Origin of the sequence: Roseococcus thiosulfatophilus (assembly GCF_017311575.1) — a bacterium.
GTDB classification, from domain to species: domain Bacteria; phylum Pseudomonadota; class Alphaproteobacteria; order Acetobacterales; family Acetobacteraceae; genus Roseococcus; species Roseococcus thiosulfatophilus.
On sequence record NZ_JAFFQY010000011.1, the window covers coordinates 146,522 to 171,516 of the forward strand.

General features: G+C 71.9%; 32 protein-coding genes and 1 tRNA gene. 19 read left to right on the plus strand and 14 right to left on the minus strand.

Translation table 11 applies throughout. From position 1 onward, the window contains the following. Nucleotides 1-31: 31 nt before the first annotated feature. The gene (locus JTN19_RS06350) at nucleotides 32-415 is read right to left on the minus strand and encodes an META domain-containing protein (protein WP_206931068.1); all 384 of its coding nucleotides are present in this window, start codon (nucleotides 413-415) and stop codon (nucleotides 32-34) included. A gap of 73 nt (nucleotides 416-488) precedes the next feature. Between JTN19_RS06350 and JTN19_RS06355 the strand changes: the two genes are divergently transcribed. Further along, nucleotides 489-1,100 carry a 2-hydroxychromene-2-carboxylate isomerase gene (locus JTN19_RS06355; protein ID WP_206931069.1) on the plus strand — a complete coding sequence of 204 codons (612 nt, stop codon included), beginning with the start codon at nucleotides 489-491 and terminating at the stop codon, nucleotides 1,098-1,100. On the opposite strand, the gene upp is transcribed toward JTN19_RS06355, so the two are convergent. The 6 genes from upp to efp form a co-directional block, all read right to left on the minus strand. Beyond that, nucleotides 1,097-1,729, minus strand: a complete 633-nt coding sequence (gene upp, locus JTN19_RS06360; RefSeq protein ID WP_206931070.1) for a uracil phosphoribosyltransferase — start codon at nucleotides 1,727-1,729, stop codon at nucleotides 1,097-1,099. The genes JTN19_RS06355 and upp overlap by 4 nt on opposite strands. Nucleotides 1,730-1,771: 42 nt before the next feature. Further along, a complete protein-coding gene (locus JTN19_RS06365; protein WP_206931071.1) occupies nucleotides 1,772-2,713 on the minus strand; it encodes a peptidoglycan -binding protein in 942 nt (313 codons plus the stop codon). Next, the gene (locus JTN19_RS06370; RefSeq protein WP_206931072.1) at nucleotides 2,713-3,795 is read right to left on the minus strand and encodes a flagellar motor protein MotA; all 1,083 of its coding nucleotides are present in this window, start codon (nucleotides 3,793-3,795) and stop codon (nucleotides 2,713-2,715) included. The genes JTN19_RS06365 and JTN19_RS06370 overlap by 1 nt, the downstream gene beginning before the upstream one ends. A gap of 117 nt (nucleotides 3,796-3,912) precedes the next feature. Beyond that, the gene (locus JTN19_RS06375; RefSeq protein ID WP_206931073.1) at nucleotides 3,913-4,428 is read right to left on the minus strand and encodes a hypothetical protein; all 516 of its coding nucleotides are present in this window, start codon (nucleotides 4,426-4,428) and stop codon (nucleotides 3,913-3,915) included. Further along, nucleotides 4,428-5,285 (minus strand): inositol monophosphatase family protein, encoded by an 858-nt coding sequence (locus JTN19_RS06380; protein ID WP_206931074.1) that lies wholly within the window; start codon nucleotides 5,283-5,285, stop codon nucleotides 4,428-4,430. The genes JTN19_RS06375 and JTN19_RS06380 overlap by 1 nt, the downstream gene beginning before the upstream one ends. 56 nt (nucleotides 5,286-5,341) lie before the next feature. Continuing rightward, nucleotides 5,342-5,911, minus strand: coding sequence for an elongation factor P (gene efp, locus JTN19_RS06385; protein ID WP_206931075.1), 570 nt, complete (start codon nucleotides 5,909-5,911; stop codon nucleotides 5,342-5,344). A 158-nt stretch (nucleotides 5,912-6,069) separates the two neighbouring features. Between efp and JTN19_RS06390 the strand changes: the two genes are divergently transcribed. Then, nucleotides 6,070-6,144, plus strand: a tRNA-Thr gene (locus JTN19_RS06390). A gap of 9 nt (nucleotides 6,145-6,153) precedes the next feature. Here JTN19_RS06390 and JTN19_RS06395 read toward each other — a convergent pair. After that, on the minus strand, nucleotides 6,154-6,936 hold the full coding sequence (locus JTN19_RS06395) for an exopolysaccharide biosynthesis protein (protein ID WP_206931076.1): 783 nt from the start codon (nucleotides 6,934-6,936) through the stop codon (nucleotides 6,154-6,156). 150 nt (nucleotides 6,937-7,086) lie between these two features. Between JTN19_RS06395 and JTN19_RS06400 the strand changes: the two genes are divergently transcribed. The 11 genes from JTN19_RS06400 (at nucleotide 7,087) to JTN19_RS06450 (ending at nucleotide 16,824) form a co-directional block, all read left to right on the plus strand. Beyond that, nucleotides 7,087-7,608: a thiamine pyrophosphate-binding protein gene (locus JTN19_RS06400; protein WP_206931077.1), complete on the plus strand. Its 522-nt coding sequence runs from the start codon at nucleotides 7,087-7,089 to the stop codon at nucleotides 7,606-7,608. A 20-nt stretch (nucleotides 7,609-7,628) separates the two neighbouring features. Further along, the gene (locus JTN19_RS06405; RefSeq protein ID WP_242530916.1) at nucleotides 7,629-8,204 is read left to right on the plus strand and encodes a thiamine pyrophosphate-dependent enzyme; all 576 of its coding nucleotides are present in this window, start codon (nucleotides 7,629-7,631) and stop codon (nucleotides 8,202-8,204) included. A gap of 342 nt (nucleotides 8,205-8,546) precedes the next feature. Next, complete coding sequence (locus JTN19_RS06410; RefSeq protein WP_206931079.1) at nucleotides 8,547-9,461, plus strand: transglutaminase family protein; 915 nt, start codon at nucleotides 8,547-8,549, stop codon at nucleotides 9,459-9,461. A gap of 70 nt (nucleotides 9,462-9,531) precedes the next feature. After that, on the plus strand, nucleotides 9,532-12,342 hold the full coding sequence (locus tag JTN19_RS06415; RefSeq protein WP_206931080.1) for a PAS domain-containing protein: 2,811 nt from the start codon (nucleotides 9,532-9,534) through the stop codon (nucleotides 12,340-12,342). A gap of 71 nt (nucleotides 12,343-12,413) precedes the next feature. Beyond that, on the plus strand, nucleotides 12,414-12,671 hold the full coding sequence (locus JTN19_RS06420; protein ID WP_206931081.1) for a hypothetical protein: 258 nt from the start codon (nucleotides 12,414-12,416) through the stop codon (nucleotides 12,669-12,671). An 8-nt stretch (nucleotides 12,672-12,679) separates the two neighbouring features. Beyond that, the gene (locus tag JTN19_RS06425; RefSeq protein WP_206931082.1) at nucleotides 12,680-13,153 is read left to right on the plus strand and encodes a Dps family protein; all 474 of its coding nucleotides are present in this window, start codon (nucleotides 12,680-12,682) and stop codon (nucleotides 13,151-13,153) included. Nucleotides 13,154-13,199: 46 nt separating this feature from the next. Then, entirely contained in the window at nucleotides 13,200-13,505 is a 306-nt protein-coding gene (locus JTN19_RS06430; protein ID WP_206931083.1) for a DUF883 family protein, read from the plus strand. Between the two features lie 2 nt (nucleotides 13,506-13,507). Next, entirely contained in the window at nucleotides 13,508-13,975 is a 468-nt protein-coding gene (locus tag JTN19_RS06435) for a hypothetical protein (RefSeq protein WP_206931084.1), read from the plus strand. Between the two features lie 190 nt (nucleotides 13,976-14,165). After that, complete coding sequence (locus JTN19_RS06440; RefSeq protein WP_206931085.1) at nucleotides 14,166-14,819, plus strand: hypothetical protein; 654 nt, start codon at nucleotides 14,166-14,168, stop codon at nucleotides 14,817-14,819. 299 nt (nucleotides 14,820-15,118) lie between these two features. Continuing rightward, entirely contained in the window at nucleotides 15,119-16,054 is a 936-nt protein-coding gene (locus tag JTN19_RS06445; protein WP_206931086.1) for a diacylglycerol/lipid kinase family protein, read from the plus strand. Then, the gene (locus tag JTN19_RS06450) at nucleotides 16,051-16,824 is read left to right on the plus strand and encodes a metallophosphoesterase family protein (protein ID WP_206931087.1); all 774 of its coding nucleotides are present in this window, start codon (nucleotides 16,051-16,053) and stop codon (nucleotides 16,822-16,824) included. The genes JTN19_RS06445 and JTN19_RS06450 overlap by 4 nt, the downstream gene beginning before the upstream one ends. A 41-nt stretch (nucleotides 16,825-16,865) precedes the next feature. On the opposite strand, the gene JTN19_RS06455 is transcribed toward JTN19_RS06450, so the two are convergent. The 3 genes from JTN19_RS06455 to JTN19_RS06465 form a co-directional block, all read right to left on the minus strand. Next, nucleotides 16,866-17,030: a DUF1328 domain-containing protein gene (locus JTN19_RS06455; protein ID WP_206931088.1), complete on the minus strand. Its 165-nt coding sequence runs from the start codon at nucleotides 17,028-17,030 to the stop codon at nucleotides 16,866-16,868. A gap of 217 nt (nucleotides 17,031-17,247) precedes the next feature. After that, the gene (locus tag JTN19_RS06460; protein ID WP_206931089.1) at nucleotides 17,248-17,445 is read right to left on the minus strand and encodes a CsbD family protein; all 198 of its coding nucleotides are present in this window, start codon (nucleotides 17,443-17,445) and stop codon (nucleotides 17,248-17,250) included. An 81-nt stretch (nucleotides 17,446-17,526) separates the two neighbouring features. After that, nucleotides 17,527-18,249 (minus strand): PhyR family response regulator anti-anti-sigma factor, encoded by a 723-nt coding sequence (locus JTN19_RS06465; protein WP_206931090.1) that lies wholly within the window; start codon nucleotides 18,247-18,249, stop codon nucleotides 17,527-17,529. 77 nt (nucleotides 18,250-18,326) lie between these two features. Between JTN19_RS06465 and JTN19_RS06470 the strand changes: the two genes are divergently transcribed. From JTN19_RS06470 to JTN19_RS06480, 3 genes are all read left to right on the plus strand, one after another. Then, nucleotides 18,327-18,842: an RNA polymerase sigma factor gene (locus tag JTN19_RS06470; protein ID WP_206931091.1), complete on the plus strand. Its 516-nt coding sequence runs from the start codon at nucleotides 18,327-18,329 to the stop codon at nucleotides 18,840-18,842. Between the two features lie 135 nt (nucleotides 18,843-18,977). Continuing rightward, on the plus strand, nucleotides 18,978-19,652 hold the full coding sequence (locus tag JTN19_RS06475) for a sigma-70 family RNA polymerase sigma factor (RefSeq protein ID WP_206931092.1): 675 nt from the start codon (nucleotides 18,978-18,980) through the stop codon (nucleotides 19,650-19,652). A gap of 38 nt (nucleotides 19,653-19,690) precedes the next feature. Continuing rightward, on the plus strand, nucleotides 19,691-19,858 hold the full coding sequence (locus JTN19_RS06480; protein ID WP_206931093.1) for a NepR family anti-sigma factor: 168 nt from the start codon (nucleotides 19,691-19,693) through the stop codon (nucleotides 19,856-19,858). A gap of 170 nt (nucleotides 19,859-20,028) precedes the next feature. Here JTN19_RS06480 and JTN19_RS06485 read toward each other — a convergent pair whose 3' ends face one another. Together JTN19_RS06485 and pdxY are read right to left on the minus strand one after the other, a co-directional pair. Further along, the gene (locus JTN19_RS06485) at nucleotides 20,029-20,592 is read right to left on the minus strand and encodes a lipid-binding SYLF domain-containing protein (RefSeq protein WP_206931094.1); all 564 of its coding nucleotides are present in this window, start codon (nucleotides 20,590-20,592) and stop codon (nucleotides 20,029-20,031) included. A gap of 86 nt (nucleotides 20,593-20,678) precedes the next feature. Then, the gene (pdxY, locus tag JTN19_RS06490; protein ID WP_206931095.1) at nucleotides 20,679-21,521 is read right to left on the minus strand and encodes a pyridoxal kinase PdxY; all 843 of its coding nucleotides are present in this window, start codon (nucleotides 21,519-21,521) and stop codon (nucleotides 20,679-20,681) included. Nucleotides 21,522-21,609: 88 nt separating this feature from the next. On the opposite strand from pdxY, the gene JTN19_RS06495 reads away from it, so the two are divergent. Together JTN19_RS06495 and JTN19_RS06500 are read left to right on the plus strand one after the other, a co-directional pair. Beyond that, nucleotides 21,610-22,566 (plus strand): tripartite tricarboxylate transporter substrate binding protein, encoded by a 957-nt coding sequence (locus JTN19_RS06495; protein ID WP_206931096.1) that lies wholly within the window; start codon nucleotides 21,610-21,612, stop codon nucleotides 22,564-22,566. A gap of 2 nt (nucleotides 22,567-22,568) precedes the next feature. Beyond that, nucleotides 22,569-23,396, plus strand: a complete 828-nt coding sequence (locus JTN19_RS06500) for a GGDEF domain-containing protein (RefSeq protein ID WP_206931097.1) — start codon at nucleotides 22,569-22,571, stop codon at nucleotides 23,394-23,396. A 7-nt stretch (nucleotides 23,397-23,403) separates the two neighbouring features. Here JTN19_RS06500 and JTN19_RS06505 read toward each other — a convergent pair whose 3' ends face one another. Continuing rightward, a complete protein-coding gene (locus tag JTN19_RS06505) occupies nucleotides 23,404-24,534 on the minus strand; it encodes a CaiB/BaiF CoA transferase family protein (RefSeq protein ID WP_206931098.1) in 1,131 nt (376 codons plus the stop codon). 66 nt (nucleotides 24,535-24,600) lie between these two features. Between JTN19_RS06505 and JTN19_RS06510 the strand changes: the two genes are divergently transcribed. Beyond that, a complete protein-coding gene (locus JTN19_RS06510; RefSeq protein WP_206931099.1) occupies nucleotides 24,601-24,993 on the plus strand; it encodes a hypothetical protein in 393 nt (130 codons plus the stop codon). The last annotated feature ends 2 nt before the right edge of the window (nucleotides 24,994-24,995 follow it).

Sequence of the window (24,995 nt, forward strand, 5' to 3'; positions counted from 1 at the left end):
TCAGCGCGGTGTTGCGTGCAGAATGAACCCTTCAGCGCCGCGCCACCAGACGCGTGCCGTCCGGGCCCACCAGTTCCAGCCGGTCGCCGGTGAGGCGCGCGATGCGCCCGGTCTCGATCAGGCGCAGCACCACACCCTCCTGCCCCATGGCGGGCTCGGGGCAGGCCATGCGGGTGGCGATGAGGGGGCCGGTGCGAAGCCGTCCCTCCTCCATGCGCCAGGACCCGCCGTAATTGTTGCACGGCCCCCGCCCCGCGAGCCGGCCATCCTCCTCGAAGCGCAACGTGGAGGGGCGCGCGGGCGCCGCGCCGGCGATGCTTTCCAGACGCCATTCGGGGCCGGTCAGCGTGGCGGGATTGGGCGGGGTGGCGCAGGCGCCGAGTGTCACGGCAAGGGCGATGATGGCGTGGCGCATGGGGTTCCTCCGGCAATGGCGCCACCCTACCACGTCTTGACCGGGCCCGGCGGCGCCCGTCTCATCGCGGGGCATGACGACCCCCCTCGCCTTTCATTTCGACGTGCACAGCCCCTGGTGCTTCCTGGCCTCGCTCAGGGTCGAGGGCATCGCGGCCAGGCATGGCCGCGCGGTGGACTGGGTGCCGCTGCACCTGGCGCGGCTGATGGAGCGGATCAACGGCCGCCGCCCGTTGGAGGGCAACCCCGCCTTCGTCGCCTGGTACCGCCAGGATTTGCAGGACTGGGCGACGCTGGCGGGCGTGACCTTGCGCCAGCACCCCGACTACCCGCTGCGCCCGGCCCGCGCGCTGCGCGCCTGCTGCTTCGCCCGGAGCGAGGGAAAGGGCGGCGCCTTCGCCCGCGCCGTGCTCACCGCCTACTGGACCGAGGCCGCGCAGATTGATGACGCGGGCCTGCTGGGCGACATCGGCGCGGTGGTGGGGCTGGACCGCGCCGCCATCATCTCCGCCACCAACGATGCGCGCTGGAAGGCGGAGGTGGAGGCCAATACCGAGGCCGCCGCGCAAGCCGGCATCTTCGGCCTGCCGGCCACCATCGCCGACGGCAAGCTCTTCTTCGGCAATGACCGGCTGGAGCTGCTGGACCTGTTCCTGGCGAATGGGCGCGTTCCAGCGCCGGGCTAGTCCGTCCCGAAGCACCGGTCCCCGGCATCGCCGAGGCCGGGGACGATATAGCCATGCTCGTTCAGCCGCTCATCCAGCGCGGCGGAGAGGATGGGCACGTCCGGATGCGCGGCCTGAAGCGCCCGCACGCCCTCGGGCGCCGCCACCACGCAGGCGAAGCGTACGCTGGTGGCGCCGGCCTGCTTCACCCGTGCGATGGCCTGGATGGCCGAGCCGCCGGTGGCCAGCATGGGGTCCAGCACCAGCGCGCCACGCTGGGCCAGGTCGCGCGGCAGCCGCACGACGTATTCGCTGGCCTGGAGCGTCGCCTCGTCGCGCACCAGCCCCAAATGCCCGACCGGCGCATCGGGCAGCACCATGCGCGCGCCCTCCAGCAGGCCGAGACCGGCGCGCAGCACCGCCACCAGGCAGGGCTCGGGCGCCTGGAGCACCGGCGCATCCATGGGGCCGACCGGCGTCTGGATGGCGGCCATCGCCTCGGGCAGGTCGCGCAGGATCTCGGCGGTGAGGATGGCGCCCATCTCGGCCAGCACGCGGCGGAAGGTGGCGCTGTCCGTCTCGCGGCGGCGGATCAGGGTCAGCTTCGCGCGCAGGAGGGCGTGGCGCGGCACGCGGAAGGTCGAGTCCATGGATGGCGGTTAACCCACAATCACGCCCGCCGGAAGCCTGTGTCAGCGGTCGGTCAGCCGCAGCTCGATGCGGCGGTTGCGGGCGAAGGCCTCGGGCGTGGTGCCCTCGTCCAGCGGCTGGTGCTCGCCGAAGGCGGCGGCCGCCACGCGGCTCGGGGGCAGCCCGGCCTCGATCAGCAGGTTCACCACCGCGATGGCGCGCGCCGCCGAAAGCTCCCAGTTCGTGGCGAAGCGGGTGGAGCGGATGGGGTTCCGGTCCGCATGCCCGTCCACCCGCAGCAGCCAGTTCACGCCGGGCGGAATGCTGGCCGCGATCTCGTTCAGCAGGCGCGACAGGGTGCGCAGCTGCGCCTGCCCGGCGGGTGTCAGGTCGGCCGAGCCGGTGGGGAACAGCACCTCCGACTGGAAGACGAAGCGGTCGCCCACCACCCGGATTTCCGGCCGCTCGCCCAGCAGGGCGGAGAGGCGGCCGAAGAACTCGCTGCGATAGCCCTGCAAATCCTCGACGCGCGCCAGCAGCGCGGCGTCCAGCCGGGCCTGCAGGTTCTCGACCCGCGTCATGGTCTCGGCCTCGCGCGTGTCGGCCACGTCCAGCGCGGCGGCGAGGCGGGAAAGCTGCGCGCGCAGGTCGGTGATCTGCCGCACCAGCAGCCCCACCTCCTCGCGCGAGGCGGCGGCGACGGCCTCCTCATCCCGCGCGCGCTCCTCAGCCGTGGCGGCGCGGGCGGTGGCGGCGGAAAGCTCGCCCCGCAGGGCGCGCGCCCTGCCCTCCTCCAGCGCCAGCATCTCGGCCAGCTCCGCCACCTGGCGGTTCAGCGCGTCCAGCGCCCGGTCGCGGCTGGACAGCGCGGCCGAGAGGAAGCCCTGCCCCAGCGCGAAGACCAGCAGCGCGAAGATGATCACCATCAGCAGGGTGGACAGCGCGTCCACATAGCCGGGCCAGGCGTCGAACCCGCCCCCGCCGCGCCGCGCGCGCCGGGCCATCAGCGCGGGCCTTCGGCCAAGGCGGCAAGGATGCGCGTGAGTTCCTGGATATCCGCGCGGAGTTCAGCGGTGGATTGCTGGCGGCCTTGCGCCAGCTCCTGCACGAGTTGGCCCAGCTGCGCCTCGATGGCGCGCAGATGGCCGCGATTGGCCTCCTCGCCGGTGGAAAGCCGCTGGTCCACCAGTCGCGCCAGCAGCATCTGAGTGGCGCGCATCTGTTCGGTCAGCACGGACATGCGCTCGGCCAGCTGGTGCAGGCCGGCCTCGTGCTGGGCACGGCCCTCCTCGGCGCGGGCCATCATGCCGGCCACCACTTCCAGGCTGTGGGCATTGGCCTCCAGCAGGGCGGGGAGTTCGACCTCCCCCTCCAGCTCGCCGCCCGCCCCGGCCGAGAGGCGGGTCTGGCCGGCCAGCCAATCCTCCAGCTCGGTCGCGAAGCGGTTCTGCGCCTGCCCGGCCGTGAGGTCGAGGAACCCCAGCACCAAGGCGCCCGCCAACCCCAGCAGCGAGGAGGAGAAGGCCACGCCCATCCCCCGCAGCGGCTGCGCGAGCCCACCCCGCAACTGGTCGAACAGCGCGTTCACATCGCCCGCACCCAGCGTCATGGCGCCGATCACGTCGGCGACGGCCCCGATGGTCAGCAGCAGCCCCCAGAAGGTGCCGAGCAGGCCCAGGAAGATCAGCAGCCCCGTCATGTAGCGCGATAGCTCGCGCGTCTCGTCCAGCCGCGACAGGATGCCGTCCAGCACCGAGCGCAGCGCGGCCGCCGAAAGGCTCAGCCGGTCGGAGCGGCGGGTGGCCAGCATGCTGGCCAGCGGCGCCAGCAGCCGCGGCGCCTCCCGCGCCGGCGCGCCCTGGCGGGCGTTGCGGAAGGCGGACAGCCAGGCGACCTCGTCGCGCAGCAGCAGCACCTGGCGGATGTTCCAGGCGATGCCGATGGCCAGCACGCCCAGGATCACGCCATTCAGCGCGGGGTTGGCCAGGAAGGCGGTCCAGAGCGTGCCGGCCAGCGGCAGGGCCGCGAGCAGGACCAGCGCCAGGAAGCCCAGCATGCGCCAGAGATATTGCAAAGGCTGCGTCATGGGGCGGGAGAGTAGAGGCTGGGCCCCGCCGCACCAAGCGAAGCCTCGTCGGGCAGGCCGGGGCCGCGCCGGCCCGCCCCGGGCGGCTTCCGCGCTGTGCCGCGACTCCGTCCGGGTTCAGCTGCGTGTGGCGCCCATGGGCAGGATGTCCACCAGGTCCCGCCCCGCCTCGACACGGCCGAGCGCGCGGATGTCCACCCGCGTCTCCGGCAGGCCGCCCGCCACGAGGCCCGCCCGCACGGCCAGCCCGCGCCGCAGGGAAAGGCGGCGGGTGGTGGAGACATCCTCATTCCCCGCCGCCTCGGCCCAGAGGGTGATCCGGCCGGTGGTCTCCCGCGCCAGATGCCCGCCCAGCCGCAGCAGCCCCAGGCGCTGGGCGGCTGTGGGCGCATCGGCGCCCGGCTCGAAGGCGAGGCGCCAACCACCGCCGCTCATGCTGAGCAGGCCGCCGATCGCCACCGGCCGCGGCAGGGGGTCCGGCGCCGCGGCCGGCGGTGGCGAGGCGGGCAGGCGCGCGGGTGGCGGGGGGGCCAGGGCGGGGTCGGGCAAGGCGGGGTTTGTCTGGGCGCCGGCGGGCCGCGCCAGCAGCCCCGCCATCGCGGCCAGCAGCGCGCGGCGGCCACGCATACGCATCAGCCAGCCTCGACGCGGCCCCGGCCGGCGGCGGCGGCGATGCTGTCGGCCACGATCTCGCGCAGCTTGCCCTGGAGGTGCGGGTTGCCGGCGACCACATGGCCCTCGGCATAGGGGTCGCCACCATCGGGCGCGGTGACGTAGCCGCCCGCCTCGCGCACCATGACCAGGCCCGCCGCGATGTCCCACTTGTTGAGGCCGAGTTCCCAGTAGCCGTCATACCGGCCGGCCGCGGTCCAGGCGAGGTCCAGCGCCGCCGAGCCGAAGCGGCGCACGCCCGCCACCTGCGGCATGATCCGCACCAGGGTGTGGGTGAACTCCGCCTTGCGCGGCACCGAGGCGAAGGGGATGCCGGTGGCGAAGAGCGCCTCGTTCATCACGCGACGGCCGGAGACGCGCAGGCGCTTGTCGTTGAGGAAGGCGCCCATGCCCTTCTCGGCCCAGAACAGCTCGTCCGAGGCGGGGTTGTAGATGACGCCGGCCATGATCTCGCCCGACGTCTCGCTCACCCGCTTCTCGATGCCGACCGAGATAGCCCAGTGCGGGATGCCGTGCAGGAAGTTGGTGGTGCCGTCCAGCGGGTCCACCACCCAGCGCCACTCCCAGTCCTTGTCGCCGCTGGCGCCGCTTTCCTCCATGAGGAAGCCGAAGCCGGGGCGGGCCTTGGAGAGTTCCTCGCGCAGGGTCTGCTCGGCGCGCAGGTCGGCCTGGGAGACGAAGTCGCCCGCGGACTTGGCCGAGACCTGCAGCGTCTCCACCTCCGTGAAGTCGCGCAGCAGGCGGCGCGAGGCCTTGCGGCAGGCGGCGACCACCACGTTCAGCGCGGGCGACAGGCGGGGGGAGTTGGCACCGGACATGGGAGAGCCTTGGCGTGAAGTGGGGGGCCGGGGGCGGCGCCCCCGGCGGGCGGGCCTCAGCCCTTGGCGCGCTCGACGTAGGAGGCGTCCTCGGTGCGGACCACGATCTTCTCGCCCGCCGTGATGAAGGGCGGCACCATGGTCTTCACGCCATTCACCAGCACGGCCGGCTTGTAGGAGGAGGAGGCGGTCTGCCCCTTCACCACCGGATCCGCCTCGGCGATCTCGAGCGTGACCAGTTCCGGCAGGTCCATGGAGACGGGGTCGCCCTCGATGAGGCGGACGTTCACCGTCATGTTCTCCTGCAGGAAGGGCAGGCGGTCACCCAGGATGGCGGCGGGGATCTGCGTCTGCTCATAGGTCTCGGGGTCCATGAGCACCAGGTTCTCGCCGTCGGAGTAGGAGTAGGTGAACTCCTTGTCCTCGGTCGTCAGGCGCTCGACCACGTCGGCGGTGCGCCAGCGCTGGTCCTTCTTGGCGCCCGTCTTGATGTTGCGCATGTCCACCTGGATGATCGCGTTGCCTTTGCCCGGGATCATGATGTTCTGCTTGAGGATGGTGTAGCGCTGGCCTTCGAACTCGATGACCATGCCGGCACGCATCTGGTTGGCCTGCATCTTCGCCATGGGCGGGCCCCTGCAATTGTCTGTGGGTTGCGGTGGATTGTGGAGGCGGGGCTTACACGTGGGCGGCGCCCAGGGCAACCTTTGGGCCCCGGCGGGGGCAGGAAGCGCGCCAACGGGGCTTGCGGCGCCGCGCGCTTGGCTCTAGGGACGTGCCGCGCGCTGCCGTAGCTCAGTGGTAGAGCACTCCCTTGGTAAGGGAGAGGTCAAGAGTTCAATCCTCTTCGGCAGCACCACCGCGCCCCTTACATCCCGAACATCCAGCCGAAGCCTGCCATCAGCAGCCAGCCCACGCTGCCCATGATGGACAGCGCCAGCGCGATGCCCATGAGGCCGAACACCGCCCCGCCCAGGATGGTGAAGGTGTCCTCCTCCATCATCCCCATCGCCATGATGAGGCAGGCGAGCGACGGCGGGCCATTGGTGAAGGGCAGCGGGATGACCACGATGCAGGCCAGCAGCACGCCATAGGCGCCGATCATCCGGTCGCCCAGGCGGGAGGTGACGATGGAGGGCCGCGGCCTCACCCAGCGCTCCACCCGCTTCAGCCAGGGCAGCGCCCGGCTCGTGATCATCCGCAGGTCCGACCGCTTCATGGAACGCCGCGTCAGGAAGGCCGGCAGCCGGGGCGTGGGCAGCCCATAGGCCAGCTGCGCGCAGATGATCATCAGCGGGAAGCCGAAGATGGGGCTGAGGCCGGGAATGTAGATCGGCAGCAGGTTCGGCAGGGCGAAGAGCACGATCAGGATGCCGTAGCCGCGCGGGCCCAGCGATTCGATCAGGTCGCCCAGCGTCACGCGCTCGGTCGGCCAGTCGCGCGCGATGATGCCGATCAGCTCGGAAATGGGAACCGGATGTTCCGCATGCAGGGCCGCCTCGGCGCTCTCGGGCCCGGCATGGGACCCTGCCGCCGGCCCCACATGCGGGCCGGATTCCCTGGGCGCGCCCTGCGCGCCCGGCTCGGATGACGTGGTGATGACGCTCGCACTCCCCGGGACAGCCGCGCGCTCATACTGCAACGCTGCCATGTCCTGCCAGCAAAACCTTGCATTGACCCAAGGGCCCGTTCAAGCCCCGACTTTCCCCTCATCTGGCGATCCGGGGCGATCCGTGCCACCCCCCCAATGCCCCCTCGGGGGCCGGGCGGCCCTGTGCCGCGTCGGAGAGGAGGAACATCCATGACCACCGCCGCGCCATCCCATTGGCCGGGCGAGATCCTTGCGGCCTTCAAGGCCCAGGATGTGCGCCTGGTGCCCTATGTGCCCGACAATGTCCTGCGCCCGCTGATCGCGGCCATCGAGGCCGACCCGCACTTCACCGCCTTCCCCTGCGCGCGCGAGGAGGAGGCCATCGGCATCGCCGCCGGCGCAGTCATGTCGGGCATGCGCGCCGCCTGCCTCATGCAGACCTCGGGCTTCGCCACCTTGCCCAACGCGCTGGCCTCGCTGGTCTGCGCCTTCCAGCTTCCGGTGGTGATGGTGGTGAGCGAGCGTGGCACGCTTGGCGAGTTCAACCCCGGCCAGGCCATCGTCTGCCGCACCATGCGCCCCATCCTGGATAGCATGGGCATCGAGCACCACACGCTGACACGCCTCGACGAATGCGGCTTCCAGGCCGACCGCGCGCTGCGCCAGGCTTTCGCGACGCGCTGGCCCGCCTGCCTGATCCTGTCCCCGCTGCTGACCGCGAGGCCGCAATGACCCGTCCGAACACGCAAGTCATGAACCGCGCCGCGCTGACGAAGCGCATCCTGGGCAAGCTGCACAAGCGCGAGGCCGTGGTGGGCGGCATCGGCAATTCCAACTGGGACCTCTGGGCGGCCGCCCCGTCACGGCCCGAGAATTTCTACATGCTGGGCAGCATGGGCCTGGCCGCGCCCATCGCGCTGGGCGTGGCGCTGGCCCAGCCCGAGCGGCGCGTGCTGGCGCTGGAGGGCGATGGCTCCCTGCTGATGCAGCTGGGCTGCCTGTCCACCATCGCGGCGCAGGCGCCGCGCAACCTCATCATCGTGGTCTGGGACAACGCCATCTACCAGATCACGGGCGGGCAGCCGACGCCGGCCGCGCAGTCGGGCACGGATTGGGTGGCCATCGCCCGCGCCAGCGGCATCGCGAAGAGCCATTGGGCGGCGGATGAGGCGGAGTTCGACACGCTGATCGAGACGGCGCTGACCACCGACGGGCCGCATCTGATCGCCGCGCGAATCGACAGCGAACCGGGCCGCCACCAGACCGACCGCGACCCGGTGCGCTTCGCCCAAGCCTTCACCCGCGCCATGGCGCTGCCAATCGGGTAAAAAAATGGCCGGAACCCCTGGGGGGTTCCGGCCAAAGGAGAAAGGATGCCGGAGGGGGGGGGAAACCGGCACCCTGTTCCAAGCCCGCCCGCGGGGGGCGAAATGGCACCATCCGGCGACGCCGGGCCCGCGGGAACGCCGCATAAGCCTGGCATGGCGGGGCTCCGCCCTCCCCTGCCCGGTGAACCGGAGCAAGGGAGTGGGGGGGGATCTGGCGAAGACAACCGCCGCACCGCCGGAATGATACCATATCAACGACGAGCCGCCTGCCGCGTTGCATCTGCCGACACGACTTTCTCTCCCGCCAAACAAGCCGCCCGCGACCCCGGCCAAGGACCACCCATGCCCGACGTGCAGATCAGCCATCGAACAGAATATGCCTATCAACGTCCGGTAGGCCTCATGCCGCACCGGCTCATGCTGCGTCCCCAGGACAGCCATGACCTGCGGCTGCACGAGGCCACGCTCACGGTGGACCCGCCCGCCGCCCGCACCCGCTGGGCGCATGACGTCTTCGGCAATTCCATCTGCCACCTGGAATGGGATGAGGGGCTGCGCACGCCCCATCTGCGCATCGTCTCGGAGCTGTCGCTGACCCATTACCCCGCCGGAACCTCGCTGCGGCGGGAGGCGCTGGATCCCCTGGCCGAGCTCTACCCCTTCTCCTACGCGGCCGATGAAATCCCGGACCTGGCCCGCCTGACCGAACGCCAGCTGCCCGACCCCGAGCGCCAGGTGGATGCCTGGGCGCGTCGCTTCGCCGCGCGCGAGGGCGGGGTGCACACGCTGGAGCTGCTGGAGGAGATGACGCGCGCCATCAAGACGGAATTCACCTATGTGGGGCGCGAGGCGGAGGGCACCCAGGCCCCGGCCGAGACGCTCTCCCTGGGCAGCGGCACCTGCCGGGACTTCGCCGTGCTGATGATGGAGGCCGCGCGCAGCCTGGGCTTCGCCGCGCGCTTCATCACAGGTTACCTCTATGAGGAGCCGAACGCCCCTAACCAGGGCGCCGGCGCCACCCATGCCTGGTGCGGGGTCTATCTGCCGGGGGCGGGTTGGGTGGAATATGACCCGACGAACGGCATCATCGCCGGGCAGAACCTCATCCGGGTGGGGGTGACACGCACCCCCGCACAGGCCATGCCGGTGGCCGGCGGATTCGTGGGCGACCCCACCGACCCGCTGCCTCTCACCGTGGAGGTCCAGGCGCGGGCGGTGGCGGCACCGCCTGGTGCCACGGGAGGGCAGAGCGACTGACGGCGGAATACCGCCGCACGAAAGGCGGCGCCGGCATCCCTCGGCGCCCGCATTCGGGAGATGACCACCAGTGCCCCTCGCGCTCATCGCGTTTCTCGGACTGCTCCTCGCGTTGATTCCCGCCGGCATCGTCCAGGTGCAGCTGGAACGCGAGGCGCGGGATACGCGCACGCGGGACCTTGAGGCGCAGGCCATGCAGCTGGCGAGCCTGGTGGGCCGCCAGGTCGCTAGCACGCTGGAAGGCGCGCGCCACACGCTGCGGACCATGGCGGCGCATGAGGATGTCCGCCGGCTGGAGGCCAGCGCGGCCTGCGACCTGTTCCTCCAGCGCGTCGTCGCCGTGGCGCCCCGCTATGCCACGGCCAACGTCTTCGACCGCGAAGGGAACGCGCTCTGCGCCTCCAACCCGGCGGTGCTGTCCACCAACATCGCGGACCGCCCCTATTTCCAGCGCACCCTCAATTCGGGCCGGATGGAACTTGGTAAATTCGCCACCGGGCGCGCCAGCGGCCAGGCCTCGCTGCACATGAGCCAGCCCCTGTTGGGCGCGGGCGGCGAGGTGGCCGGCGTGCTCGTCCTCGCCATCTCGGTCGGGTGGCTGAACGACGAGTTGCAGGGCCTGCTGCTGCCGGAGGGCGGCGTCGCCGTGATCGCCGACCGCACGGGCATCGTGGTCGCGCGCTCCGCCGCGCGGGAGCGCTTCGTGGGCCGCCCCCTGGGCGCGCAGGGCATGACCATGCTCCATGCCGGCGCGCCGGGCGTGATGGAGGCCACCTCGCTCGATGGCATGGTCCGCACCGTGGCCTACCTGCCCGTGGAGATGGAGCCCGAGGGCCTCTTCGTCGCGGTGGGGCTCGACACGGCCAGCGCCATCGCCGCGCAGGAGGAGGCCAATGTCCAGGCAGCGGTGATGGTGGTGGGCTCGCTGCTGCTGACCTTCGTGGTGGGCCTCGTCTTCTTCAACGCGGCGGTGGACCGGCCGGTGCAGCGCATGCTGCGCGTGGCCAGCCACTGGGCGCGGCAGGACTGGAGCGCGCGCGTGGGCCATATCCGCGGCGGGCGCGAATTCCAGCGTCTGGCCGCGGCGCTCGACACCATGGCCGATGCGGTGCTGACGCGCGAGGCGGCCCGCCGCCGCGCGCTGACCCGCATGGAGGCGGTGGTGGGTGTCGCGCCGCAGATTGTCATGACCGCGGACCGCGCGGGCCATGTGGATTGGACCAACCCCTACTGGCAGGAGCTGACGGGCTTCGACACCGCCCGCAGCCTGGGGCTGGGCTGGATGGAGGCCACCCATCCCGATGACCGGCCGGGGCTGCGCGCTGCCTGGGATGCCATGGTGGCGAGCGGCCTGGGCGACGGCGCGCAGGGGTTCAGCCATGAGGTGCGGATCTGCCGCGCGGACGACAAGCAATGGCGCTGGCATCTCATGAAGGGCGCGGCCATCCGGCACGACCCGTCCGAGATCGCGGCCTGGGCCATGGTGGGCATCGACTTCCACGAGCTGCGCGTCATCCAGGCCCAGGCCGAGGACACGGCGGCCCAGCTGCGCGCCACCTATGAGAACGCGCCGGTGGGGCTGTGCCTGCTGGACCGCGACCTGCGCTTCATCGCCATCAACGACATGCTGGCGGCCATCCATGGCGTGCCGGTCGCCGACCACATCGGACGCACGCTGTCCGAGGTGGCGCCCGACATGCCGCCCGTCATCGAGGAGGCCATGCGCCGCGTCGTCGCCACGGGCGAGGCGGTGGAGGAGCTGGAGGTCATGTGCGAGGTGGACGGCCAGCCCCGCTTCTGGCTGGCCAGCTACCGGCCCATTTTCGGCGCGGATGGCAGCATCACCTGCGTCACCGGCTCGAAGGTGGACATCACGGCGCGCAAGCGCGTGGAGGAGAGCGAGCGCCTGCTCTCGCGCGAGGTGGACCACCGCGCGCAGAACGCCCTGGCCGTGGTGCGCGGGCTGATCCGCCTTTCCGCGGCGGATGCGCCCGACGACGTGCCGGCGCTGGTCGAGGTGCTGGAGGGACGGATCGCGGCCATGAGCCGCGCGCACACGCTGCTCTCGCGCGAGAAATGGGTGGGCGCGGAGCTGGGCGAGATCGTGCGCGAGGAATTCGCGCCGCAGTCGGGCCGCATCCTGACCCAGGGCCCACCCGTGCGCCTGACGGCCGAGGCCGCGCAGCCGCTCACCCTCGTGCTGCACGAACTCGTGACCAATGCGCTGAAATACGGCGCGCTCTCGGTGCCGGAGGGGAAGGTCACGCTGCGCTGGGAGCGCCAGCAGGACAAGCTGCACATGCAATGGTGCGAGGAGGGCGGGCCGCCCATGGTCGAGCCGCCGCTGCGCCGCGGCTTCGGCACCAGGCTGATCGACGCCAATATCCGCGGCCTGCTGGCCGGCGACATCGAGCGCGACTGGGCCGAGACCGGCCTGCGCTGCACCCTGGTGCTGGGCCCCGAGGCGCTGACCGGCAGCCGCTTCGTCACGGGCCTGCGCGAGACCTCGCCGCTCGCGGGCCGGCGCGTGATCGTGGCGGTGGAGAACGCCGCCGAGGCACGCAGCCTCGCGGAGCTGCTGCGCGCCTCGGGCTGCGCGGTGCTGGGCCCCGCCGCCAGCATCGAGGAGGCGGTGGAGCTGATCGAGGCCGAGAAGCGGGTGGATGCGGCCGTGCTGTCGGGCACGCTGCAGGGCCGTTCGGCGCAGCCGCTCGCGCAGTTGCTGCGCCGGCGGGCCTCGGCGCTGCTGTTCCTCAACACGCTCGGCCTCGACAGCGAGAGCGATGAGGCGCCGCCGCGCATGCTGCGCCCGCCGCACACCGCCGAGGGCATCCGCCGCGCCCTGGTGGAGGCGCTGGAGGCGTCGCGAAACGGCAGCTGAGCGGGTCGCGCTGCAACCGGACGAGGTCGCGCACGTTGCTTCTCCAGACAGACGCAGAAGGAGAAGCCGACATGCGCAATCTTTCGAAGGTGGGCCCGAAGCTGGCCCTGGGCCTCATCCTCGCCGGTGGCCTCGCCGCCTGCGGGCAGACGCAGGGCGACCGCCTGCTCTCCGGCGCGGGCCTGGGCGCGGCCGGTGGCGCCGCGATTGGCGCCGCGACGGGTGGCAGCCCGCTGGCGGGTGCGGCGATCGGCGGCGTGGCCGGTGGCGCGACGGGCGTGCTGACCAGCCCGCGTGACGTGAACGTCGGCCGTCCGGCCTGGCGCTGAGCGACACCATGAGCTCGACGAAGAAGAACCCCGCCGCCAATGACGCGGCGGGGGGCATCGCCGCCGCCCTGACCGGCTATGTCGCGGATACCTATGTGCTGATGGCCAAGACCCAGGCCTGCCATTGGAACGCGACCGGCCCGGGCTTCATCGGCATGCACCAGCTGACCGAGGCGCAGTACAAGGAGCTGTTCCTCGCCGTGGACGAGCTGGCGGAACGCCTGCGCGCCCTGGGCGAGCCGGCCCCGCGCGGCCTGTCCGCGATGCTGGACCTGGCCTCGCTGGATGAGCTGGACGGCAAGGTGGATGTCGCCGGCGCCTACCGCACCTTGGCCGAGGACAACACCAAGGTCGCCGCCCGCGCGCGCGAACTGGCCGAGGCCGCCGAGGAGGCGGAGGACATCGCGACCCACGACATGCTCGTCCACCGCATCGAGGTGCATGAGAAGGCGGCCTGGCTGCTGCGCAGCCACATCGCCTGACCCGAGACGACACCGTCCAAGACGACATTGGCCAAGGAGAATTTCCATGAGCGACTTCCGCAATGATCCGCCCCGCATGGGCACCGCCGGCACCACCACCGGCTCCAGCAGCTTCGACCCGCATGCCGAGATCACGGCGCTGCGCGAGAAGGTCGAGGCCCTGATGAGCGAGCGCGTTTCGCCCGCGATCGGCAACGCCGTGGGTACCGCCGAGGCGGCCGCCCATCGCGCCACCGACGCCGTGCGCCACCAGGCCGAGAACCTGAGCGACTTCGTGCATGAGAAGCCGCTGACGGCGATGGCTTCGGCCGCGCTGGCCGGCTTCGTGTTCGCGCTGCTCGTGCGGCGCTGAGCATGCGAAGCCTGCGGCTTCTCGAGGTCGCGGCGCAGGCGGAAGCCCTCCGCCTGCGCTGCCAGGCCATGGGCGCGGCGCGCTCCGCCGCGCTGGCGGCCGTCGCGGCCTTGTTCGGCGTGTTCATGCTCGCGCTGCTCCATCTCGCTGCGCTGCTGTGGCTCGCCGAGGATCACGGGGAGTTGCGGGCGGTGCTCTACGTCGCCGCCGCCGATGCGGTGATCGCGGGGCTCTTCCTCCTCGTGGCGAAACGGAACAAGTACCGTCGCGTCGCGGATGAGGCGCTCGAGATCCGGCGCGACAGCCTGCGGATGGTCCGTCACTCCTCCCCCGTGGGAGAGGTGGCGAACATCGTTCCCTGGCGTGGCCTCGCGGTCGGCCTCGCCGGCCGGGTGGGCGTGGGGATCGGGCGGAAGATCCTGGTCGCCTTCCTCGCCCTGCTCTTCGGACGTCGCCGGCGGCGCCGTTAGGCGAATTGCCGGAGACGCCGACAAGGTCAGGCGTGCGTTTCACTGGTGCCGCGACCGGTTCCCCCCGGTCGCGGCCATCTGCATTTCGCGCGCGTTCAAAACATTGAAAAACCTTGGAAACCAAGCTCAAGCCCAAGCGTTTGTTGTGCGTGGGTCCCTTCGAGGCCTGCCAGACAAGGAGAACACCATCATGCGACGCACCATCCTGACGCCGGCCACCCTGGCTGCCGCCCTGCTCGTGGCCCCGATGCTGGCTTATGGCCAGACGCAGTCCGCGCCTCCGGGCGGCGGTCCGACCATGACGCCCGCGACGCCGCAGGCCGTGACCCCCGGCCAGCCCGCCCCGCCCACCGCCGGCACCGCTCCGGGCATGACGCCGGGTGGCGCCATCGGCCAGACGCCCGGCAGCGCCACGCCCGGCACGACCCCCGGCACGACCGCCCCCGCGGCGGGCATGACCGCCCCCGGCACGACCGCCGGTGCCACCGGCCAGGCCGCCTTCCCCGCTGGTTCCGCCGTGATGGCGCGCCCCCGGATGAGCCAGGTCATCGGCGCCAACGTCTACAACGACGAGAACAACAGCATCGGCTCGGTGGATGACATCATCCTGGTGCCGCCCGCGGGTGCTGCGGCCGCCGGCGCCGCCGCCGGCGCGGGTCGTGGCCCGCTGGCCGTGATCCAGGTGGGTGGCTTCCTGGGCCTGGGCGGTCGCCTGGTCGCGGTGCCGCTGACCGACCTGCAGTGGAACGCCGAGCGTGAGCGCATCGTGCTGCCGGGTGCGACCCGCGATGGCCTGCGCGAGCGTCCGGAGTTCAACTACGACAGCGTCCGCACCAGCGGCTGATTGAACGGGGCCGCTCCCTCCGGGGAGCGGCCCTTTCTTCATTCCGGGCTTTTTGTGCTTCGCCGGATCGCTTTCCCATCTACCCTGCCCTCGCTCGGAGGACATGAAAAAGGCCCCGCGTCACCGCGGGGCCTTTACGTTCACAACACTCCGAAGAGCAGAAGCAGGATCAGGATGGGAATGGGAATTCCCAGGAACCAGAGCAGAATGGTGCGCATGATCATCTCCCTGTTGGCGATGTCTAAGCAACGCAATGTGACGCCCGTGGTTGCGGCGCCTCGCATGGCGGGGCGGCGGGCATGACCGCCCCACCCCCCGAGGCCCCCGCCGGCCCCGTCACGGCCTGGCCGGCCTGCCTCATCGTGAACCCGCTGGCCGGCAACCTCTCGGCGATGGAGGACCCCGCCCGCCAGCTCGCGGCCACGCTGCGCGCCGCGGGCTTCGCCGTGGAGGACCCGGATGCCGGCGCCGACCTCGACACGCAATGGGAGCGCGCGGAGGCGGCCATCATCGTCTTCGTGGCCGGCGGCGATGGCACGCTGCGCGATGCGGCGTCGCGGCTGCGCGGCACGGGGCGCTACCTCGCCCCCCTGCCCGGCGGGACGCTGAACCGGCTCTGCGCGCGGCTCGACCTGCCCAATGACCCGGTCGAGGCGGCCGCGCTCTATGCCGCGGCCGCGCCCGGGCTGATCGACACGGCCACCGCCAATGGCGAGGTCTTTCTCTACCAGCTCATCATCGGCCGCGCGACGCGGCTGATGCGCTTCCGCGAGATGCAACGCGGCGGCGGCGCCGGCGGCTGGTGGCCCCTGGTGCAGGCCCTGTTCCGCGCGCTGACCCGACCTTTCCCGCGCGAACTCTGGGTGCGGCTCGGCCCTGGCGCGCGGCAGACCGGCCAGGCCGTGGTCATCACCCTGCCCGAGCCCAACCGCCCCACCGGGCTGCTGCTGCACGTGGCCCGCCCCGCGGGCGCCGTGGCGCGGCTGCGGCAGACCTGGCGCTGGTTCCGAGGCAAGCTCGGCCAGGATGCCGAGGTGGCCGAGCGCGAGGTGGCGCGCGTGGCCGTGCATGGCCGCCAGGACGGCGTGCGGATGAGCCTGGATGGCGAGATGCGCCTCGCGCGCACGCCCGTGCGCGTCAACCTTCACAAGCGGGCGCTGTCCGTCCTGGTGGTGCCGCCGCAGCGGCCGCAGGATGGCGAGCGGGCGACGCCCCCACCGGGAGTCCCGGCATGACCCCTCGCCTCGCCCATCTCTCCGACCTGCATTTCGGTGAGGCCGACCCCGCGCGCGTGGCCGAGATGGCGGCCGATGTGCGGGCCGCCTCGCCCGATGCGGTCGTGATCAGCGGCGACCTCACGCGCCGCGCCCAGCCGCAGGAATTCGAGGCGGCCTTCACCTTCCTGGCGGGCCTCGACGCGCCCCTGCTGGTGGTGCCCGGCAATCACGACATCCCGCATTCGGCGCTGTGGGAGCGCTTCATGGCGCCCAAGCGCCGCTGGCGCGCGGCGCGGCTGACGGCACCGGCCGAGCGGCTCGACCTCGACCACGCGCGGCTGATCGGCCTCGACACGGTCAGCCGTGCGCAATGGCATGTGGACTGGTCGGCCGGGGCGGTGCCGCAGCATCGGCTGGAACGGCTGGAGGCCGCGCTGGCGGTGGGGCGCGGCAAGCCCACCCTCGTGGTCTGCCACCACCCGCTGGTGCATGGCGCCTGGGCGCGGCGCCGGCGCCCGCCGCGCGGGGCGGAAGCCACCATGCGCGTGCTGCGGCGCGAGAATGTGGACGGGCTGCTCTGCGGCCACCTGCACCGCGCCGAATTGACGCCCCTGGGGCCGGAGCCCGGGGCGCCCTGCCAGGTGATGGCGCCGAGCGCCTTCTCGCCGCGCGGCGCCTCGTCCACGAATGGCTGGAACCTGATTGAATGGGATGAGGGGAGGCTGCGCGTCACCACGCGCGAGGTCACGTCGCGGGGCTGGCGGGAGCGGGTGCTGGAGGCCGCTTGAGGGGCATGCCGCCCCCGCGCCAGGGAGGACGGGCCGGGGCGTCAGAGCGTGACGCCGCGGCCGGTCAGCAGGGACACCGCGAACAACACCAGGAACACGAAGAACAGGATGCGCGCGATGCCGGCCGCCGTGGATGCGATGCCGCCGAAGCCGAGAACACCGGCAATCAAGGCGACAACAAGAAAAGTGATGCTCCAAGCCAGCATGGGTCTGCACTCCGGGCTGCGGCGGGACCGGGTGGCGGGCCGCGCGCCGGTTCAGACGCTGGCCCCGCCCGGCCCCTGGATGAGGAACCCGGGCGCCCCGGCCCGCGACCCGCGCCGGGGCGCGGCCGCAAGCCGGTGGCGTCTCGCGGGGCGGGATGCGCGCGCCAGATGCGCGCGCCCTTCCCGCCCGGCGGCCCGGGATGGCATCAAGCCCGGATCAGTACTTGCTTTCCCACTGCTTCACCTGGGACTCGGCCTCGTCGCGGGCCACGCCGTAGCGCTCCTGGATGCGCCCGATCAGCTGGTCGCGCTTGCCCTCGATGACGGTCAGGTCGTCATCGGTCAGCTTGCCCCACTGCTCCTTGACCTTGCCGGTCATCTGCTTCCAGTTGCCCTTGATGGTATCGCTGTTCATCGTCTTTCTCCTTGCTGGCGGCGTTGCTGCCGCCTCGGCGAGGAGAACGGGCAAGGGGCCCTGGGGTTGCAGCATGCCCTGTCACGGAATCGGCACGCGCCCCGCGTGAACCGCCTGGTAGGTGGCGATGGCGAGGCTCAGCGGGTCGAAGGGCTTGCGGACGATGAAGGCGGGCTCGATGCCCTCCGCGGTCAGCAGCAGCTCGGGATAGGCGGTGACGAAGATCACCGGCGTGGTCGTGCTCTCCATGATGGTCCGCACGGCCGAGATGCCGCTGCCGCCCCGGCCCAGGTTCACGTCCGCCAGGATCAGCCCCACCGGGCGTTTATTCGCCAGCCGTACGGCCTCGCGCTCGGTCATGGCCACGCCGGCCACGCGGTGGCCGCAGCCCTGCACCAGCATCTGCAGATCCATGGCGATCACCGGCTCGTCCTCAATGATGAGGATGTCGGTGGCGGCCACCTGGCGCAGGTCATGCCGCGCCTGTCGCACCTCCTCGGCGGCCTGTTCGGGCGTCATGTCCAGCACGCGGGCCGCGTCGGCCAGCGTCACCTCCTCCAGCGCCGTCAGCAGCAGCAGCTGGCGCTGCACCAGCGTCAGCCCCGGCGCCTCGCGCTGCGGATGGTCGCGCATGAGCTGGGTGATGGCGGCGTAGAAGCCGAGGCGGGGCGGCATGTCGCGCGGCATGCGCGGGATGGCGCGGCCCACCAGCCCGTCGCCCTCCCCCTGGCTGCCGGTGAGCGCGCGGGCGAAGCGGCGGGCATAGGGCAGGGCTGCGATCAGCTCCTGCTGGGTGGCGCTCATGGAACAGTCTCCTCGACGACAGATATGAGGGGGCGTGGGGCAGGATGCCCAAACTCGGGCCGCGCGGGAATGGTTTGATGGGGGAGGACACGGTCGCCGCCCCCGCCGAAGTCGCCTTCCGCGCGGCGCTGGTCGCGCTGATGCCGGCGCTGCGTGGCTATGGACGGGCGCTCAGCGGCTCCGTCGCGGCCGCGGACGAGCTGGTGCAGGAGACGCTGCTGCGGGCCCTGTCCAGCGAACGCCGCATGACGGAGGTGGGGGAGCTGCGCGCCTGGGTCTTCACCATACTGCGCCATGCCTGGCTGTCCGGCCTGCGCGCGGGACGGCGGCTGACGCCGCTGGAGGAGGGGATGGAGGGTGTGGCCGGGCCGGCGGACAGCCTGGCCCTGGACGACCTGGCGCGCGCCATGCGGAGCCTGCCCGCCCCGCAGCGCGAGGCGGTGGTGCTGATGGGCGCCCAGGGGATGTCCGCCACGGAAGCCGCACAGATCTGCGGCGTGCCGGAGGGCACCATGCGCGCACGCCTCAGTCGGGCGCGGAGCGCCTTGCGGCGCGCGCTCGAGCCTAGGTTGCGGACCCCTCCAGGTATTTGATGGCATCTCAACTGCTCAACGCGGTCGGTCCGGTCTGGTTGCCCGCACGCCTCGCGCACTACATTACAATTTTTTAATGCAATGAAGGCCCGGTTTCAGCGTTGGGGGGGCATGCGAGCACCGGACACAACCACGATGCCCCTTCCCCAGGATGACCAGGCCGAGGCCACCATGGTCGCTTCCGCACCCGAGGTCAGCTTCCATGACCTCCTTGTCGCCGCCCTGCCCGCCCTGCGGCAGCAGGCCCTGGCCCTGACGCGCAACCGCGCCGATGCCGACGACCTGGTGCAGACCAGCGTCAGCAGCGCGCTGGCTGCCCAGACCTCCTTCCAGCCCGGCACGAATTTCGGGGCCTGGATGGCGCGCATCCTGCGCAACCGCTTCCTTTCCAACATGCGCCGCCGGCGCGAGATCGTGGACATCGAGGACGCGCCCGCCTCCCTGCTCGCCCGCAGCGGCGGCCAGGAGGAGGGTCTCGCCATCCAGCAGCTGCGCCACCTGATCGGCAAGCTGCCGGCGGATCATCGCCTCGTGCTGATCATGATCTCCGTGCAGGGGCTTTCCTATGAGGAAGCCTCGGAGCAGCTCGATGTTCCCGTCGGCACGCTGAAGTGCCGCGTCTCCCGCGCGCGCGCCATGCTGCGCCGCTGGCTGCTGGGCGAGGACGAGGCCCCGAAGCCCCGCGTCGCCGCGCCCAAGCCCCGCGCGCGCGCTTCCGTGCCGTCTCATGCGCTCTCCGCTTTGCCCGCGGCCCCTGTCATGGCTAAGCTTGGCCGTGAGAAGGCTGGGGCACAGCTGGAGCGGCGGTGAGCGGCGATACGGAAGAATCGGACAGGCCTGGACCACGGATGAGCAAGCCTGGCTCCCCTCCGAAGCGCGCCCGCAAGGCACCCTCGGACAAGGCGTTCGACCTCTGGCTCGACCAGGGGTTGCACGCCATGTTCGACGAGGTGGCGAAGGAGCCGATTCCGGAAGAGCTGCTGAAGCTGATCGAGCAGGACCGGAACAACAAATAGGTTCCGGACCGGCGCCTGTGTCCAGGCGGCCTATACCTTGAGACCCGCAACCTGCCCCTGACCGGGGTGGGTGGCGGGTTTTTTCGTGTCCGGCACCCTGCCCTCAGGGCAAGGAAAACCCCGCGTGGCGCGGGGCCACGCGGGGCGTGTCGGCCTCGCGGCCGGACGGATCACCGCTCCGGCGTGAAGCGCGTGATCTTGGTGCCGTTCAGCGCCAGCGCCGCCATCAGGCCCTGCTGGCCAAAGGTGATGGCATAGACGGGCTCGGCCAGCGTGGTGGAGGTCACGTTCGCCTGCAGGCCACGGTCGAGCGCCACGACCGAGGGGCCGGTGCCGATTTCCCAGCCATCGGCGTTGTCCAGCGCGCGCAGCGCGGCTTCCGTCATGAAGAACATCGCCAGGCCCGAGGTCTGCGCGCCGGCCTGCAGCCCGAAGGAGGCGCCGACGATGCGGTAGTAACCCTGGTGGCTGGCGCCGCGGCGCAGCGCGCCCTCGCCATACTGGCCGCCGACGATGAAGCCGCCCTGGATGATGCGCGGGAAGATCAGCACCGCCTGGGCCTGGCTGAACAGCGGCGCGGTGTTCTCCATGGCGCGCAGCCGGCGCTCGGCCTCGGCCACGTCGCGGCTGATCTCGGTGGCGGTGGCGGCGGCGGCATCACGGGCCAGCGGCGCGCTGGCCAGCAGCCCGGCACCGGCGGCGAGGAGGGGGAATTGGCGTCGGGAAAGGGTCATGTCGCGAGGTTCCTTTGGGCAGCGCCGAGATGGCCCGCCTCTGCTGCCCCAACGCATGAACCGGAAGGCGGATGCAGGGCGCGCCGTTAAACCTGTTCCGTCACGAAGACCCGGCTGGGCGCCACGAATTCCTCCTGCGCCGCCACGGTGAGGATCTCGCGCGAGCCCGCCTCGGCCGTCCGCCGCAGCAGGCCGAAGATGCTGGAGGCGGCGGCGGACAGCGCCACCTCCGCCGAGCCGCTCCGCAGGCGATGGAACAGGAAGAGGGCTGCGATGGCATCCCCCGCCCCGTTCACGTTCAGGGGCAGCAGCGGCGTGGTGACGCGCCAGAAGCGCCCGCCCTCGGCCGCCAGCATGGCGATGCCCTCCGCATCCTCGGCGTCGAAGCTGGTCAGCAGCACGCAGCGCGGGCCCATCGCCTGCAAGGCGGCGATGGCGGCCTTGGCGGAGGCGAGGTCCGTCACCTGGCGCCCCGTGAGCCATTCCAGCTCGAAGCGGTTGGGGGTCGCGATGTCGGCGCGGGGAATGGCCGCGTCGCGCAGGAGTTCCGGAATGCCGGGGCGGACGAAGACGCCGCGGCCCACATCGCCGATCACGGGGTCGCAGCAGTAGAGCGCCTTGGGGTTCGCGGCCTTGGCGCGGGCAACGGCGTCCAGGATCGCCTCGCCGATCTCGGCACCGCCCATATAGCCCGACAGCACGGCGTCGCAGCGCGCCATGGCGCCGCGCTCCTCGATGCCCTGCACGCAGTCGCGCACCAGCCCGGCCTCGAAGACCTGGCCGCGCCAGGCGCCATAGCCCGTGTGGTTGCTGAACTGGACGGTGTGGATGCCCCAGACCTCGGCGCCGAGCCGCTGGAGGGGAAACATCGCGGAGGCATTGCCCACATGGCCATAGGCCACCCAGGACTGGATGGAGAGGATGTTCATCGCAACGCCAGGGTTACTCCCGCCGCGCGGCCTTGCCCACCCAGGCCGGCCTTGCGGATGGCGCGCGCGGGATGCAAGGCTCGGCACCATGCGATGGCTCCTGATGGCAATGCTGCTGCTGCCCTGCCTCGGGGGTGCGGTCGCGCGCGCGGAGCCCGCCGAGGCTTGGCCCACCCGCGACATCCGCATCATCGTCCCCTTCCCGCCCGGCGACGCGGCGGACAGCGAGGCACGGCGCCTGGCCAGCCATTACGCCGAGGTGTTCGGCGTCAACTTCGTGGTGGACAACCGGCCGGGCGTCTCGGGCCGCATGGGCACCGAGGTCAGCGCGCGGCTGGCGGCCGATGGCTACACCCTCATCATGACGGCCAGCGGCCCGCTGACGCTGGTGCCGCAGATCCTGGGCGCAGGCTATGACCCGCTGGTGAGCTTCGAGCCGGTGCTGCTGCCCGCCGCGATGCCGCTGCTTCTGCTGGCCCCCGAGGGCCCCGCCTATGCCCGGGTACAGGACCTGGTGCTGCGCGCGCGCGGCCAGCGGCGCGGCCTCGCGGCCTGCTCCACCGGCATCGCGACCCCTTCGCACATCGCCGCCGTGCTGTTTGCCCGCACCCTGGACCTCGATTTCGTGCACGTGCCCTATCGCGGCTCCTACGCCGCCATGACCGACGTGATCGCCGCGCGCTGCGACATGCTCTTCGACAACGCGGCCTCGGCCGGGCGGCATGCGCGGGCGGGGCGGGTGCGGGCGGTGGCCATCACGACCGAGGCGCCGCAGACCGCCTGGCCGGGCGTGCCGGCGCTGGAGGGCGTGCGGCTGTCCACCTTCTCGGTGCTGGTGGCGCCGGGGGGCACGCATCGCCTCATCGTCTCGCAGCTCAATGACGTGGGGCGCCGCTTCCTGGCCCGGCCGGAGGAACGCGCGCGCATCCTGGCGGAAGGCGGTGAGCCGCTGGACCTCGCGCCCTCGCAGATCCGCAGCTATCTCCGGCACGAGATCGCGGGGTGGAACGCCATCCTGCGCGGAATGGACCTCGGCCGGGACTGAACATGGATTCGATGACCGCCTGGAACTGGAGCTTCCTGCTGCTCCGGGCCGCCACCTCCGTCACCTGCGTGGTCGCGGCCGTGGCCGTGGCGCGGCACGGGCGCGGGCGGCACGGCACGGGCTGGGGCTACCGCGCGGCCGCCATCCTCTACCTGCTGCTGCTGGCCGCGCTGACCATGGCGGAAGGCTACCGGCAGATCACCACCTGGGCGGGGTCCCGCACACCGCTGCTGGACTGGTTCTGGCTCGGCACGGACCTCGTCATCCCGCTCGCCGTGCTGCTGCTGGCCATCCTGCGCGAGCGCAACGCGCTGGCGGGGCAGCTCGCCGCCGCCGCCCGGCATGACCCGCTGACCGGCCTGCCCAACCGCGCGGGCTTCGCCGAGGAGGTGGCGCAGGCCCTGGCGCGCGCCGCGCGCGCCGGCGGGCCCGTGGCCGCCGCGATGCTCGACCTCGACCGCTTCAAGCGCGTCAACGATGGCTGGGGCCATGCGGCGGGCGATGCGGTGCTGCGCGGTGCCGCGGATGCCATGCGCCAGGCCATGCGTCCGGGCGACATCCTGGGGCGGATGGGGGGAGAGGAATTCGCGCTGCTGCTGCCGGGGCTGGACGCGCAATCCGCCCTGCCCGTGCTCGACCGGGTGCGGGCCGCGGTGGAACAGGCCGTGCCCCACCCGGGCGGGGGCGAGGAGCGGGTGACGCTCTCGGCCGGCGTCGCCACCCTGGAGGCCCCCCGCCCCGAGGCGCTGGAGGCGGCGCTGCGGGCGGCGGATGGCGCGCTCTATGCCGCCAAGGCGGCGGGGCGCAACCGCGCCCTGCCGGCGGGTTGAGGCCGGTTCAGGCGGCGAATTCCGCCCGCACCTTCTCGGTGTGCGCGCCCAGCGCCGGCACGGGGCCCAGCGCGCGCGGCCCATCGCTGAAGCGCGCGGCGGGCGCGGCGATGGCGACGGGGCCGCGCTCCGTCTCCACGGTCACGCGGCGCAACGCCGGGTGCTTCGCCAGCCCATCCACGCCGTTCACGAAGCCATAGGCGGTGTTGGCGGCCTGCAGCTTCGCCACGCACTCCTCGCGCGTGCGCGACGCGAAGACGGCGGCGATGTGCGCGTCCACCATGGGCCGGTGCGCCACGCGCTCCACATTGGTGCGGAAGCCGTCGCGCTGGGTCAGCGTGGCGTCATCCAGGAAGTTCGCGGCGAAGAGCGCCCATTCGCGCTCATTCTGGATGGAGATCAGGATCAGCGCGCCATCCCGCGACTCGAAGGCGCCATAGGGGCACAGCGACGGATGGGCGAGGCCGATGCGCTGGGGCGACTTGCCCGTGCCCTCGAAGTAGAGCAGCGGCACGTTCATCCAATCCGCCATGCCGTCGAAGAGGCTGACGGCGACACCCTTGCCGCGGCCCGTGATGCCGCGCTCGATCAGCGCCTCCAGCACGGCGGCGTGGGCGTTCATGCCGCAGGCGATGTCGCAGGCGGAGACGCCCACGCGGCCCGGCCCCTCGGCGCGGCCCGTCACGCTGCACAACCCGGATTCCGCCTGCACCAGCAAGTCGTAGGCCTTCATGGAGGCGTATTCGCCCTCCTCGCCATAGCCCGAGATGTCCACGGTGATCAGGCGCGGATGCTTCGCGCGCAGTTCCGCGCTGCCGAAGCCCGCCCGGGCCATCGCACCGGGTGCCAGGTTCTGGATGAACACATCGGCCTTCTCCAGCAGGCGGGCCAGCAGCGCCTTGTCAGCCTCCTGCTTGATGTCGAGGCAGATGCTCTCCTTGCCGCGGTTCAGCCAGACGAAGTAGGTGGAAAGCCCGTTGCAGGCGGCGTCATAGCCGCGCGCGAAATCCCCCTCGGCACGCTCGATCTTGATGACGCGCGCGCCCGCGTCGCACAGCTTGGCCGAGCAGGTGGGGGCCGCCACCGCCTGTTCCATCGAGATGACTAGCAGGCCTTCAAGTGGCTTTCCGGGCGTCATGCGCTTCCCCCAAACTTTCCTGACCTGGAACATGCCACCGCCGCGCGGGCGCGTTAAGCTCGCCCCATGGCAAAGAGCTGGACCGAGAAGTTCCATGGGGCCAGGCCGCCCCATGTCGTGGTGCTCGAGAAGCCCTTCGCGGGGGCGCAGGCGGGGCAGCGCCTGTTCATCCCCTCCCCGGCGCTGCTGGCCGAGCGGATCAGGGCCCTGGCCCCCGGCACCCGCACCGATCCGGTGGCGCTGCGCGCGGCGCTGGCGCGGGAGCACGGCGCGGACGCGACCTGCCCCGTGGCGACGGCCATCCATCTTCGCATCCTGGCCGAATGCGCCCTGGAGCGGCTGGCCGCGGGCGACGAAGCCACCCCGTTCTGGCGCGCCATCCCGCCGGAGACCCCGCTGGCGCGCAGGCTCTCCTGCGGGCCCGAATTCCTCCGCCAGCGGCGCGAAGCCGAGGGGTGATC